At 61.7% G+C, this 13,112-nt stretch carries 9 protein-coding genes and 3 pseudogenes; 2 read left to right on the forward strand and 10 right to left on the reverse strand.

Features of this window, described 5'->3' with window-relative positions; all coding sequences use genetic code 11:
- The 3 genes from J8I87_RS23295 to J8I87_RS23305 all read right to left on the reverse strand — a co-directional run.
- Positions 1 to 1,003 (reverse strand): Ig-like domain-containing protein (locus J8I87_RS23295; RefSeq protein WP_209934312.1); only part of this gene is annotated, 1,003 nt, incomplete at its 3' end.
- 151 nt (positions 1,004 to 1,154) lie between these two features.
- On the reverse strand, positions 1,155 to 2,573 hold the full coding sequence (locus tag J8I87_RS23300; protein WP_209934313.1) for an HlyD family type I secretion periplasmic adaptor subunit: 1,419 nt from the start codon (positions 2,571 to 2,573) through the stop codon (positions 1,155 to 1,157).
- Complete coding sequence (locus J8I87_RS23305; RefSeq protein ID WP_209934315.1) at positions 2,557 to 4,758, reverse strand: type I secretion system permease/ATPase; 2,202 nt, start codon at positions 4,756 to 4,758, stop codon at positions 2,557 to 2,559. The genes J8I87_RS23300 and J8I87_RS23305 overlap by 17 nt, the downstream gene beginning before the upstream one ends.
- Positions 4,759 to 5,521: 763 nt before the next feature.
- Between J8I87_RS23305 and J8I87_RS23310 the strand changes: the two are divergent.
- Positions 5,522 to 5,898: pseudogene (locus tag J8I87_RS23310) on the forward strand (DUF4158 domain-containing protein); the annotation flags it as partial.
- A gap of 36 nt (positions 5,899 to 5,934) precedes the next feature.
- On the opposite strand, the pseudogene J8I87_RS44860 reads toward J8I87_RS23310, so the two are convergent.
- A pseudogene (locus J8I87_RS44860) lies at positions 5,935 to 6,069 on the reverse strand (IS3 family transposase); the annotation flags it as partial.
- An 882-nt stretch (positions 6,070 to 6,951) separates the two neighbouring features.
- On the opposite strand from J8I87_RS44860, the gene J8I87_RS46365 reads away from it, so the two are divergent.
- The gene (locus tag J8I87_RS46365) at positions 6,952 to 7,110 is read left to right on the forward strand and encodes a CBS domain-containing protein (protein WP_209934317.1); all 159 of its coding nucleotides are present in this window, start codon (positions 6,952 to 6,954) and stop codon (positions 7,108 to 7,110) included.
- 225 nt (positions 7,111 to 7,335) lie between these two features.
- Here the strand turns inward: J8I87_RS46365 and J8I87_RS23320 are convergent, their stop codons facing one another.
- The 6 genes and pseudogenes from J8I87_RS23320 to J8I87_RS23345 form a co-directional block, all read right to left on the reverse strand.
- A complete protein-coding gene (locus tag J8I87_RS23320) occupies positions 7,336 to 7,674 on the reverse strand; it encodes an L-rhamnose mutarotase (protein WP_209934416.1) in 339 nt (112 codons plus the stop codon).
- Between the two features lie 103 nt (positions 7,675 to 7,777).
- A complete protein-coding gene (locus J8I87_RS23325) occupies positions 7,778 to 9,304 on the reverse strand; it encodes a UxaA family hydrolase (RefSeq protein ID WP_209934319.1) in 1,527 nt (508 codons plus the stop codon).
- On the reverse strand, positions 9,301 to 10,461 hold the full coding sequence (locus J8I87_RS23330) for a mannitol dehydrogenase family protein (RefSeq protein WP_209934320.1): 1,161 nt from the start codon (positions 10,459 to 10,461) through the stop codon (positions 9,301 to 9,303). The genes J8I87_RS23325 and J8I87_RS23330 overlap by 4 nt, the downstream gene beginning before the upstream one ends.
- 22 nt (positions 10,462 to 10,483) lie before the next feature.
- A complete protein-coding gene (locus J8I87_RS23335; protein ID WP_209934321.1) occupies positions 10,484 to 11,491 on the reverse strand; it encodes a zinc-binding alcohol dehydrogenase family protein in 1,008 nt (335 codons plus the stop codon).
- A gap of 131 nt (positions 11,492 to 11,622) precedes the next feature.
- A pseudogene (locus J8I87_RS23340) lies at positions 11,623 to 12,072 on the reverse strand (amidohydrolase family protein); the annotation flags it as partial.
- Positions 12,069 to 13,085 (reverse strand): aldo/keto reductase, encoded by a 1,017-nt coding sequence (locus J8I87_RS23345; RefSeq protein WP_209934323.1) that lies wholly within the window; start codon positions 13,083 to 13,085, stop codon positions 12,069 to 12,071. The gene J8I87_RS23345 and the pseudogene J8I87_RS23340, both read right to left, overlap by 4 nt.
- Positions 13,086 to 13,112: the final 27 nt, after the last annotated feature.

Consider the following 13,112-nt stretch of genomic DNA (forward strand, 5'->3'; position numbering starts at 1 on the left):
TGGTGCTGCTGCCCGAATCGGTCACGAGCGCAACGCCCGGTGCCGCCGCCGACGTGTCGAGCGTGAAGCTGAAGCCGCTCGCGCCGGAGACATTGCCGGCGACATCGGTCTGGCGGACCTGCACGGTATTCATCCCTTCGGTAGCGCTGAAACTTCCGCTCCAGGTATGCCCCCCATCAACCGAATACTGGACCGTGGCACCGGCCTCGATGCCCGTGACGTTCAGCGTGCCGGTATTGGTGATGTGATCGCTGGCGTTGCGGCCCGAGTCGGACGTGAGCGCGACGGCTGGTGCAGCCGCAGCTGACGTGTCGAGCGTGAAGCTTAACGAGCACGCGGCCGAGGTATTGCCCGCAACGTCCGTTTGCCGGACCTGCACAGTATTCAGCCCCTCGACTGCGCTGAAGCTGCTGCTCCAGTGCGCCCCGTTGTCAACGCTGTACTCGACGTTCGCGCCATGCGCAATTCCGCTGACAGCCAGCGTGCCGTCGCACGAGATGCCGTCCGTATTCGAAGCCCCCATGTCATGCGCAAGCGTGACCGAGGGCGGCGGCGGCGCGATATCGACATACGCGGTCGCCCAGCTCAGCGTCCCGTTGCCGAGCCGGATTGCATAAGTGAAGCTGTCCTGCGCGCAGCCGGCGGTACTGAAACTCTGCGAGAGCCACGACGCATCCAGATGGCTCGCGTCGTATCCGACCTTGCCGTCCGCCGTGATCCAGATGTGCGCGCCGTGTGCGCTGTAGTCCGCGCTTACGGCTTCAGCTCGCGCCGTATCCTGAGTCAGCAGGGCCTTCTGCTCGAGCGATACCGTGGCTTCCGTTCCCGAGTCGAGCGAGTAGAGTGTCTTTGCCGCGCCGCCCTGGTCGTTGGCCATGACGTTCAGATAGACAACGCTGAGCGCACTGCCGCTCAGTCCCGTCTGCGCCGATGTAAAAAGATCGTTGTTCGCCTGCGGCGTATTGCTGATGGAAACCGCGGTTCCGTTCGAGATCGTCGCCATGTTGCTCCCCGTTATTGTCGATATGTGTCAACTGAAATACATCCCGCCGTGCCTGTCGTCGCGGCAGACACTGCGGATTTGCAAACTCGATGGCCGTACCTTCGAGCGATGATGAAGCCAACGCCCGCCGCAAGCGGCCGGTCATGTCTCTTCAATGCTCGCGCAGCGCCGCTTCCTTCGTCTTGGTCACGGGCTTGAGCAGGTAATGCAGTACTGATCTGCGCCCTGTCTTGATGTCGACGGTAGCGATCATGCCCGGCACGATCCGCACTGGCTGGCTCTGTCCGTCCGGCTTGTTCGTATTCGTGCGGACCAGAACCCGGTAGTAGCTGTCAGGTTTCTCGGCGGGATGTTCGGGCAACAGCGTGTCAGCGCTGATGTCTTCGACGGTCGCGGGAAAGCCGCCGTAGATGGAGAAGTCATACGCGGATAGCTTGACCATGGCATCCTGCCCCGGATGCAGGAACGCGATGTCCGATGGGCGCACGCGTGCCTCGATCAGCAGCGTCTCGTCGAGAGGCACGATCTCCAGCAGATCCATGCCCGGCTGAATCACGCCTCCGACCGTATTGATCTTGATCTGCTTGATCATGCCCTTCACGGGAGCCCTCACCAGCGTGCGCGTAACGCGATCTTCCAGCGCTACATTGGCTGCGCTCAAGGCGGCCTGTTCGGCGCGCGCGTCGTTCAGGTCCTTCATCGCTTCGGCGCGAAAGTGTGCGGTCAGCTCATCCATCTTCTGACGAGCCTCGCTATAGGCGGCTTCCAGGCGCGGCATCGCGAGCCGCGTTGCGTTGAGATCGCCTTTCATGTCGTTGGCTTCGCGCTCGAGCCGGAGCACTTCGACGTCGGATACCGCGCCCTTCTGCACGAGCGGGCTCGTCATCTCGAGCTCCTTCGCGACAAGGCTGTAGCTGTGCTGCAGTTGAGCTTCCCGTGCGCGTTTCTCGGACAGCTCCTGCCGGTGCTGCTCGGCCTGCTGCCTGAGCACCGCGAGGTTCGTGTGCAACTCGCGCTGTCGCGACTCGAAGAGCGATCGTTCTTCATTCAGCAGGGCCGGGTTCGTCGCTTCTAACCGGGCGGGCGCGACGAACGGCGTGTCGTTTGCCTCGGCGGTGAGGCGCGCGATCCTCGCAATCAGTGCGGAGTCCTTTGCCTGTCCTTCCTTGTACGACGAGGTGAAACGCGTGTCGTCGATGCGCATCAGCGGCTGGTCCTTCTGCACGGTCTGTCCGACGTGCACCATGATCTCCGATACGATGCCGCCCTCCAGGTTCTGCACCACCTGCACGCGGCTGGTCGGAATGACCTTTCCCTCTCCGACGGTGACTTCGTCTATCTGCGCCAGCGCCGCCCACGTCAGCGCGGTAATGAAGAAAGCCAGCGTCGACCAGAGAATCCAGTGAGTGAAGTACCGCGGCCCCTCCATCACGGCTGCGCTGGTCTCCCGCATGAACGCGGTGTCGTCCGCACGCGGCCGCAGCGCCGCGACGGTCTGGCGGGCTAGCCTGGCGAGCATGACGCGGCCCCGCCGTAATGAATCGGCGTTGGACTCAGCCAGCAGCGACATGGAGCGTCCTCCCTGCAAGAGCGGCGAGGACCTGGTCCTTGGGGCCATCAGCGACGACCCGGCCCTGATCCATCACGATCACACGGTTGACCAGCGAAAGCAGCGATGCGCGATGCGTGATGACGATCAGCGTGCGGCTTTCCAGTTCGGCAGCCAGTCTGGCCTTGAACATCTCTTCGGAGCGGTTGTCCATTGCGCTGCTTGGCTCGTCGAGCACCAGCACGGGTGGCGCCAGCAGTTCCGCGCGCGCGATGGCGATGGCCTGCCGCTGGCCTCCCGACAACGCTTCCCCGCGTTCGCCCACAGGCAGATCGAAGCCGTTCGGCAAGCGGTTGACGAAATCCGTCACGCCTGCAATCTGCGCGGCGCGCAGCACGGCGGCATCGTCCGCGCCGGGCGCGCCGAGCATGATGTTGTCCTTGACGCTGCCGCTGAAGAGCATGACGTCCTGCGGCACGTGTCCAATCCCGCGCCGAAGGGCGGCAGGGTCCCATTGACGCAGTTCGACGCCGTCGATCAGCACGTTGCCCGAAGTCGGCGGATAGAGGCCCAGGATGAGCTTTTCGATAGTCGTCTTGCCGGAACCAACGCGTCCGATTATGGCCACGCGCTCTCCGGCGGCGATGCGGAACGAAACGCCATCGAGCGCCGCGCCGCTTTGGCGAGGGTAGGCGAAGCTGACGTTCCTGAATTCGATGTCGCCACGCAGCGTCGGACGATGCACGAAGCGCTTGTCGGCCGGGCGCTCGCCGGGCAGGTTCATCAACTGACCGATCGACGCGAGCGCGCTGCGCGACTGGTGGTAGCGGGTAAGGAGCGTCGCGACCTGGCCCATCGGAGACAGTGCGCGGCCCGCGAAGGTCGTGCAGGCGATCAGGCCGCCCGTCGTCAGCTTGCCGTCGGCGATCATGTAGACGCCGCAGAAAACGACGGCGAGATAGGCGATCTGCTGCGCAAAGCTGGCAAAGTTGACCGCGCATCCGGAAAGAAAGCGTGAGCGCAGGCCGAGCCTCGCGAGTTCGCCGATCGACTGCTCCCACCTCGTTTGCATCGGGCCTTCGGCGCCCGTGATCTTGATTGCCTCGAGGCCCACCAGCGTTTCAATGAGGAGCGACTGCCGCTGCGCTGCGTGGCGCTGCGTGGATTCGACGGCTCTCGCAAGCGGGCCCTGCACGGCGATACCGACGCCGACCACGAGCGGCAGCGCGACAACCGGCAGCCATGCGAGTGCGCCGCCCACCCAGAACATCGCCAGCAAAAACACGACCGAAAACGGAACATCGATCACGGCGACAGCCGTCGCGGAGGTGAGGAACTCCCTTACCGCCTCGAATTCCTGAATGCCCGAAGCAAACCCGCCGACCGACGGCGGACGCGCAGACATCTGAATGCCCAGCACCTTCTCGAACATGTTGGCGGAGAGGATCACGTCGATCTTCTTGCCGGCGATGTCAATGAAGTAACCGCGCAACGTTCGCATCAGCAGATCGAACACGATCACGAGGATGATGCCCGCCGCCAGTGCCCATAGTGATTCGAACGTGTGGTTCGGCACCACCCGGTCATAGACGTTCATGGTGAAGAGCGGCATCGCCAGCGCGAACATGTTGACGAGTAGCGATGCGAGCATCACTTCGCCGTAGATGGGCCAAGCCGTTGCGACCACGCCCCAGAACCAGTGGCGGACGCGAGGCACGGCGCTCTCGTCGCTGCGCTCGTCGAACCGGTGCGCGGGTCGTGCAAACAGCACGTGGCCCGCATAGCGTTGCTGCAGAACTTCTGCGCTGATCTCCTGTTCGCCGGTGCCTGTCTCAGGCAGGATGACGCGCAGGCTGCCGTCCGCGGTTCTGCGCACGAGCACGCATGCCTGCCTGTTGTCGAGCAGCAGAACGGCGGGCAGAACGAGATCGGAGATGCTCTCCAGAGAGCGCTTCGCAAGTCTCGCCGAAATTCCCACGCGAGCGGCGGCTCGAACAAAGAGGTCGGGCGTCAGATGCTGGCCGTTTAGCGGCAGCCCGGCAATGAGCGTGTCGGCTTGCGTTGGCCTGTCGAAGAGCCGTGCCAGGACGAGCAGGCAACCCAGCAAAGGATCGTCTTCGATGCCGGTCGCTGGACGAACGTCCCATTCTCGGGCAGCGCGTTGTCCCGGCGACCCGGCCGTGGTTCCTGTCGTGGCGGAATGCATCTACAGCACGCCGGCACGTACGTGGTCTGCTCGTTCCAGCAATCGCGACGATGCTGGAATTCCTGTCGGGAAGTCCCCGGCCCTGTGCATGTTGAACCCCGTTTTTGTTTATGGTCGTTCTTGTAGCCGCGTGTTCAGCTACTGTTCTTGGGAAGGGCTGATAGCAATTACCGCGCCATGCGTGCACCGGCGCGTCGCGGCGCGCAACGTACATCTTGAGACTCGCGTGCCGACGGAAAAAGCAGACGATTTTGTTTCACAACTGAAACCTGCTCTAGCCGACAAATGCCCGGAGCAGCACGTCGGGAGCCCCGTGCCGTCGGGCCTCAAAGTGTCGGCGTGTGATGCAGTGCGGCGTGAATTTCCCGCGCCAAAAATGTTGCAGTCCTGAAACGTCTGGCTCGTTCCTCGCGCGCTTTTACTCGAGAGAGACGTGAGCCGCCTGTCCGTAGAGGAAGGAGGGCAGTGAACCGGGACGCAGGTTGCGATCCGCTTCACCGCCAAAAGTGTCAGTAGAACTACGAGAGATCCTGTACGGACTAGCTATAGTGTCGGGCGCGCGCTTCAGCGGCGGCAGCCAGTGCTTGCCGATAAGGTGCTCCCTTGATTCGAATGCATTTTGCGACGGTAGCGCGCTGTAGGTGCGATGCGGGTTCGCGTGCCTTCGGTCCCCGGCCTCCTCAATTTTGCGCAGGCAGTCGCGTCGCCCCGTCATTCGTTATCGCCATGCTCGTGGTCCGTCATTCGCTTCAAGGCGAGCACGATGGAACACTGGCAAGTCACTTATCTTGGCATCCGGCAAATCCCTCGCGACCTCACCGACTTTGATCTTGCCACGTTCTTCACGTTCTCGGCGAAGGAACGCGCGCTAATCGAGGCGCGTCGTGGCGAACTATACCGGCTTGCCATCGCGCTCCACATGGGCTTTATCCGGATGAGCGGCCGTACGCTTGACGCCTACAGGCAAGTTCCCAAAGTGTGCTCTGGAAGCACCTTGGCGCGCAACTGGACCTCGATCCGCCCGACCTCGATCCGCCCGACCTCGGTACGCTGCGGACACTGCATGAAACGCGTGCCAGCACACTCATTGATCATCAGGTCCTCGCATATCAGGCGCTTGGATTCCGACCGATGGCCGAGTGAGGTCGGTCGGAATTGGTGGATGCCAACAGGTCGAGCAGCGTTTCGATCCCGATAGAATCGCTGCGTAAATGCGGCGGGCGACAGGTAGTCCAGACGTTCCTGCGTGCGCTGCTGCCGGTTATAGAACATTTCGATATATTCGCTGACTGCAACGGCATGCTCAAGCGTCTCGAGCTTGAGGTCGCAGATCGTCCCAGGCGCATCCCGGCAAAGAAACCCAGCGAGAGAATGCGAAACAGCTCCGGGCTGGCGTGTTCGTGGGCGAAATCGAGAATCGCATCCCGGTCTGCGGCCGAGACCGGCAGCAGACCGTCCTCAAGCCGTTCTCTCGGCCGCGTGCGATTGGGTATCGCAAGGTCGGTCGTAAGCCTCGCAAGGGTCCTTCAAAACCAACGGAGTCGAAATAGCTGATGTAGACAATCCTGTCGCACCAGAGCGGCGATGCAGGAGAAAACAGACCGCGTGCCTGAACCCAACGATAGAAATGAACAACCTGGCGCATCCGCATGGTAGCGGTCGACGGGCTGATCAGGCCAGCATTGCGGGCCTCGACGAGTGCACCGCGATAACGAACCAGGCACCGTTCCTCCTTGCGCATGGGAAAGGCGTACCACTTCAAAGCCTGAGATTCCAGGAACGTTGCGTAATCTATAAGAGCCGATTTCCGGTTGCTGCCTGCGGAACGCCCCTTTGATCTCTTGCCAGAGCAATCTGGCATGCGCGTGGGGCGTTCCCGTCTCCCGGCCCACCATACGGTGGCAGCCGGCCCGTCGGTTTTGTGAGGGATGGTGACTGATGCGATATGTCGGGATCGCCACCATTTATGTCGACTTCGCCAATGGACACTGCTGGGCGTGCACGTGAACTGCAGCAACTCGCGCGCTTTTCCAACACGCAGTCTTTGGCAGTAGTCGATGGCCGTCAAGCCGGTCGCCTTGCGGAATCGACGTAGGAAGGGTTCGTTCCGCCAATCAGCCCGTGACGCGAGTGACGCAAGAGTCATATCTTTCGCACCGGTTGCCGTTTGCCTCGATGCAAGCCTCGTCAATCATGACAAGCCGTCCCCACACGATCGACGGAGATGAACTTGCAGTTAATGCGCTTCGCAGGATGGAGAACGAAGTCCAAAAGCTGTCCGTGCTGCCCGTACTGTCAAACAAAGTGTTTGTCGGCCTCTTGCGAATTCATGACCTGCTTTCTTTTTGTTAAATTTTCCAAGTTGGTCATGGTCGGCCACTCGAAAAACTCCGCGCCGCCGTCAGAACTGGTCCGAGAACCGCTTCCAAGCGGACCTTTCGCCTGCAGCGCGCGTTGCCGGCCAAGCGTCCTTTACTGGAAAGGCGCCCACAAGGTGGTTGGATAGCAGCCCTCAATGCGTCAGTAACCGCGGAAGAAACGCAAAGCAACTGGGCAATTGGCACGTCGCGATGTTTTTCATGCGTGTCGCAGGTCGAATATCTCCTTCATCGCAACCCATTTCTGGCCCGCCGGCGTCCAGGGAGTCGCAGCTTGGAAGCGCCACATCAAGTCTTCCCAAGCCCGGATAACCGGATTTGTTTCAGCCGCCCCCGACATCGCTTCTGCATCGAACACAGAATCATCGGTGTCCATTACCATCGTTAAGCGCGTGCCCAGCCTGAAAATCTTCATATCCACGACGCCATGCTCACGTAGATGCTGCAGCACTTCTGGCCAAACTTTGCAGTGATACTCCTCGTAGCGGGTGATCAATGCGTGGTCGTCTTTCAGATCAAGCGCGAAACAGTGACGCATAGTGAATTTGTCCAAGAAGAAACGAGTACTGTGTAAGGAAGACGTATCCGCAAGTGCCAGCAGTTATCGTCAAGCGAATGTTTGCGCGATACACGGAGGAGCCTTACATGATTGCGCCGCGCATCCAGGGCACAAACTCACGGTCGCCGATTCCATTCCGCTCGCTCTGGGTCTTCCTGCCGGACGCGACGTCCAGCATCAGTCGGAAGAGCTGAGTACCCGCTTGCTCCACCGTGAGCGACTCGTCCACAATCCGACCGCAGTTGAAATCCATATCCGCGCGCATTCGCTCGAACAGTCCGGTGGTTGTCGCGAGCTTGATGGTCGGCACCGGCTTGGAGCCGAACACCGAACCTCGCCCGGTCGTAAAGCAAACCAGATTGGCACCGCCCGCAATCTGACCAGTCGCTGACACCGGGTCATAGCCGGGCGTGTCCATGAACACCAGGCCGGACATTGAGACGCGTTCAGCATAGTCATAGACAGCGGCGAGCGCGGTGGTTCCACCCTTCGACACTGCCCCTAGCGATTTCTCGAGGATGGTGGTAATGCCACCCGCCTTGTTGCCCGGTGAGGGGTTGTTGTTCATATCACCGCCTGATTCAGAGGCATATCGCTGCCACCAACGCAGTTTGTCGAGCAGTCGTTGCGCGAGGTCGGCTGACGTGGCCCGTTGTGTGAGCAGGTGCTCTGCGCCGTAGATCTCGGGCGTTTCAGAAAGAATCGCCGTGCCGCCGCTGCGTACGAGCAGATCGACAGCTGCGCCGAGCGCGGGATTCGCTGTGATCCCCGAATACCCATCCGAGCCGCCGCATTGAAGCCCCACCTTCAGCCGCGCGGCGGGAACCGCTGTACGCGTCAAACGGTTGGCCGCGGACAACATCTCCCGGACGATCGCTATTCCGCGCGCCACCGTCTCCCGTACGCCGCCCTCGTCCTGTATGACCAGGCTTTGGACAAGAGCGGGGCGGTCAGCGCCAAGCGAATTCATGATGCCGCTGACCTGATTGACTTCACAGCCGAGCCCCACCACCAATACACCTGCGAAATTGGGATTGTGGGCGTAGCCGGTAAGGGTGCGGCGAAGCAATGTCATGCCGTCACCCGCGGCAGACATTCCGCAACCGCTTTGATGGGTAATGGCAACGACCCCATCGACCGCCTCAAACGGGGCCATGGCGTCGCCTCTGAAAGCGTCCGCGATCGCGTGACAGACGCTCGCCGAACAATTGACGCTGGCAACGACCCCGACATAATTGCGGGTTCCGACCTGTCCGTCCGAGCGCAGAAAGCCGTGGAAAGTCTCCGACTGCGCAGCAGCCGTGGGGACGGGTAGAGCATCGTCGTGCACCGAGCAATGGGGGTGATGCTCGGGCATGCCGACGTTGTGAACGTGCACGTGCTCACCTGGCTCAATATCACTCAGCGCGACACCGATGGTCTGCCGGTACTTCGTCACTGCGCTGCCACGCGGAATGTGCCGGATAGCCAGCTTGTGGCCAGCCGGAATTGCACTTCTGGCTAGAACCGATTGCCCGCCGGCCTCAATTGACGTGCCGGCCTCGATTGCCCGCAGCACCACGGCTACGTTGTCGTCGCTGTGAAGAATGATGACGGTCTGGTCTTTCATGATGCGTCCGCCTCTTTTATCGAAGGTGCCATTCCATGCCGCGTAAGCAGTTCACGAAGACGCGTCTGACGGGGCGCAATCGATAGCGAATCCGCCAGATCCATGAGCGGCACGATTCGCCGCCGCACCTTCTCTACATGGTTGTTTGCGATGTCAGCGATGCGGTGATCCAGATGCGGATTGAGCAACCGTTCCCGTACGCTCGCGACGTACTCTTCAGCGCGGGCGCGCAAACCCATCGCAGTGAAGACAGGCATCACTTCTTTCTCCCACACAGCCTCGATGCTCTCGCGTAGCGCGGCATCGTTCATTGCATCGGCGACCGTTTCGCTCGGGCTTCGGCTTTGGGCAAGCCACTGATCGGCTAGCCAGGTATGCCCAAGATTCAGAAAGAACAGCTTGAGCTGCTCGTAGGTACGCAGATCGTCAGTGACGACGATGTCTTCGTGCGTACACGGCAGTTCCATGCCTGCGCGTCGCTCGATCGCCCACAGCGCATAGGGTTCGGCCACGGCGCCCACGGGTTCGATCGGTTCTGAAACGATTCGGTCGACGAGCGAATTGACCCACACGCATCGCTGCGACAGGTATTCGATGAATGCCGCCGGCTGCTGCCAGCGTTTGGCAAGACCCAGCACGCTATCGCACAGCGTGTCGCCGTTGCTCGCGATCAGCTCACAGGGAAAGACCGATACGCCACAGTCGGGCCGTTCGCGCCATCGTGCGTGAAGGAGCACAAGCAGCTTGGCCGGGAAGCTGCGCGGTACCTGTGCGTCTGGCGAGAGCAGTGCGGCCGAGTCGCGCTCATCGAGGCGGTAGCCCGCGTCGCCCGTATTCGACACGATGACGCGTACATCATGAATCGCGGTATGGCGGATCAGCGCCCAGTCGCGAGCAGCGATCCACGCTGCGCGCACGGCGCGGCATTGAATCACCGTGTCCACGATCGCGCCCTTCTGCCAGCCGCGGATCTTCACGGGATAGCTGTTCCCTGTGTTCAATGCCGCGATACGCGCATAACTCGACGGATTGTCGGTGGTTTGCACGACGGTGATGCCGCCGAGCGCATCACCGCGCTCGAGCGCCTGCGAGACGAACAGGGCGACATGTGCCTGCAGGAAGCGGCTGGTGCCGAACTGAAGAATGGGTTGACTCATTCGAACGATCCTGCCGTTTCGTTTAGCACTCGACCAAAGCCTTGACGACGGTCTGTCCCGGCTCCATCAGTTTTGGAAACTCGGTTGGCACGTCTGCGAGGCTCATCCGGTGAGTGTTCAGCGCCTTGTCCGGGATGAGGCCCGCGCGCATCGCGTCCAGCACTGTCTCGAAGTCTTCCGCAGTAGCATTGCGACTGCCGAGCAGCGTCGCTTCGCGCTTGTGAAACTCCGGGTCGGAGAACGTGACCTCGCCCGGCACGATCGAGATAAGCACATATTTGCCGCCGTGCGCAATGAACTCGAAGCCCCGGTTCATCGCCTTGATGTTCCCAGTCGCGTCGAACACGACGTCGAAGAACTCGCCGGCCGTGAGCGCCGAAAGTTCGTCAGCGTCAACGGGCCCGATGGAAACGGTGGAAACGCCAATGTGCTCACGGCAGAACGCCAGACGGTCTGCGCGGGTGTCCAGGCAGGTAACGACTGCGCCGCGCAGTTTTGCGAACAGCATGGCGGCCATGCCGATGGGCCCCGCGCCCACGACGAGCGCCCGCTGGCCGGCCGATACGTCGGCACGGCGAACCGCGTGTGCGCCGATCGCGAGGAATTCAAGCATCGCCGCCTGATCGAGCGTAACGCCGTCCGCCTTGTGAACGAACTGCGCGGGCACCGATAGATACTCCGCCAACGCGCCATCGCGATGCACGCCCAATACCTTGATATTGATGCAGCAATTCGTTTTTCCCTGTCTGCACGCAACGCATGTCCCGCAGGACAGATAGGGCATCACGTAGACGGCGTCGCCGGGCGCAACGTGCGCGCCGGTCTCCGCCTCAGCGACGATGGCGGACAGCTCGTGTCCCATCACGCGCGGATACTCGAGATACGGCTGGTTCCCCGTATAGATATGCATGTCGGTGCCGCAGATACCGACGCGACTGACGCGCAGCAGTACCTCGCCGTCTACGCGGTGAGGCGGTTCGCGGTCTTCGTGGCGCAGAACGCCGGGCGATTCGCAGATGACGCTGAGCATTGTGACGTCCTTAGGATTGAGCGACTCGATGGCCGGATGGCCGATCGATTCTGTAGAAATGGAATGCATTGCTGCCGAAGACGGGGGGTGTGCTTCGGGACCAGGAAAACGGTCGCAGCACTGTTCGCACCGAGCAGCGCCTGTAGATGACGAGGCTTGACGAGCGCGTCGAAACTGAGGTCATGCGCGAGCATCGCTTCGATCGCAGGCTCGAGCATCGGACCGGCGATCCAGTTGTCGTCGGCAAGGTCTTGCAGCATGGGCCGAATGCCTCGAAGCTTCGGATGCCGGGCGAGCGAGGCCAACCTTGGCGGCGCGTCCGGCGACTTCAGATCCACCCACCCCACGACTGCGCGGACGAAGTGATTTTGCGACGCAAGATCGAGCAGATACTCGATGTCTTCATGCGTGGGCAGGGACTGGACGAGCACGGATCCCTGCACGTTGAACTGCGCGAGCAAAGGAGCAAGGTCCTCGGGTCCGAAATCCTGGTAGATGGCGTCGAGCGTTGGCGGCGGCCAGGCGCCTCTGCGTTGCGCGATCTGCCAGAAGTGCTGGTGCGCATCGATCCGGAACGTCACGCGCAGACCTCCGGTACGGGCGCCGATTCGGCGAGCAAGCCGTCGCGCTGCAACGCTTGCCAGAGCTGGTCCGGAATGGGCGTTTCGAGCCATTCGATGTTCTTGTTCAACTGATCGATGCTGCGCGCACCGACCACGCATGAGACGACGGCGGGATGCGCCAGCGGAAACTGAAGCGCCGCAGCGGCAAGCGGAACGTCGAAGCGCGCGCACACGGCGGCGAGGCGCGCGACTTTCTGCGCGACATCGGGCGGAGCGTCGCCATAATTGAACTTGCCATTGCCCGCAAGCACGCCCGAATTGAATACGCCAGCAGCGACAATCCGCGTTTGCGCGCCGACGCATCGGTCCAGCAAGGGCGTGAGCGCATCCTGTTCAAGCAGCGTGTAGCGGCCCGCGAGCAGAACGAGATTGAGATCGGCTTCCTGCATCGAATCGACGGCGACCTGCCACTCGTTGACGCCGAGTCCGATCGCGGAGACGGCACGCGACTCGCGCAACTCGGCGAGCGCCCGGAATCCGCCGCCTCGCGTCAGTTGCTGCCAATAACGTCCATGCGCATCGCCGTGCGTCGCGATGCCGATGTCGTGAACATACAGCACGTCGATCTTTTTCATGCCGAGACGTTGCTGGCTATCCTCGTATGAGCGCATGATGCCGTCGAACGTGTAGTCGTAGTGAGGCCGGAAGGGCAACGGTTGCGCCCAGCCATCGTCGCCCGGCTGAACCGTGTCGTCGGGACGCATGAGACGCCCGACTTTCGTGCTCAGCACGTAATGTTCGCGCTCGCGCATCTGCAGTGATTGACCGACTCGTCGCTCCGACAGCGTATAGCCGTAGAACGGTGCCGTGTCGAAATAGCGAATGCCCGCGTCCCACGCCCAGTCCACCAGGGCGCTGGCGTCTGCCGTTTGCATCGGCCTGTAAAGACCGCCCAGTTGTGAACAGCCGAGGCCAAGTGTGGTCATCGCCAGTCCGCTTGCTGGCAGCTCGCGCGTTCCGTTGGCTTTCATCGAGAGTTATGTGGTGATTGATCGGCG

It is taken from the genome of Paraburkholderia sp. LEh10, assembly GCF_017814945.1.
Lineage (GTDB): Bacteria > Pseudomonadota > Gammaproteobacteria > Burkholderiales > Burkholderiaceae > Paraburkholderia.

Excerpts from the sequence above, each read along its gene's own strand:
- J8I87_RS23300 (WP_209934313.1), bottom strand. The coding sequence starts at position 2,573 with ATGTCGCTGCTGGCTGAGTCCAACGCCGATTCATTACGGCGGGGCCGC.
- J8I87_RS23305 (WP_209934315.1), bottom strand. The coding sequence starts at position 4,758 with ATGCATTCCGCCACGACAGGAACCACGGCCGGGTCGCCGGGACAACGC.
- J8I87_RS46365 (WP_209934317.1), top strand. The coding sequence starts at position 6,952 with ATGACAAGCCGTCCCCACACGATCGACGGAGATGAACTTGCAGTTAAT.
- J8I87_RS23320 (WP_209934416.1), bottom strand. The coding sequence starts at position 7,674 with ATGCGTCACTGTTTCGCGCTTGATCTGAAAGACGACCACGCATTGATC.
- J8I87_RS23325 (WP_209934319.1), bottom strand. The coding sequence starts at position 9,304 with ATGAAAGACCAGACCGTCATCATTCTTCACAGCGACGACAACGTAGCC.
- J8I87_RS23330 (WP_209934320.1), bottom strand. The coding sequence starts at position 10,461 with ATGAGTCAACCCATTCTTCAGTTCGGCACCAGCCGCTTCCTGCAGGCA.
- J8I87_RS23335 (WP_209934321.1), bottom strand. The coding sequence starts at position 11,491 with ATGCTCAGCGTCATCTGCGAATCGCCCGGCGTTCTGCGCCACGAAGAC.
- J8I87_RS23345 (WP_209934323.1), bottom strand. The coding sequence starts at position 13,085 with ATGAAAGCCAACGGAACGCGCGAGCTGCCAGCAAGCGGACTGGCGATG.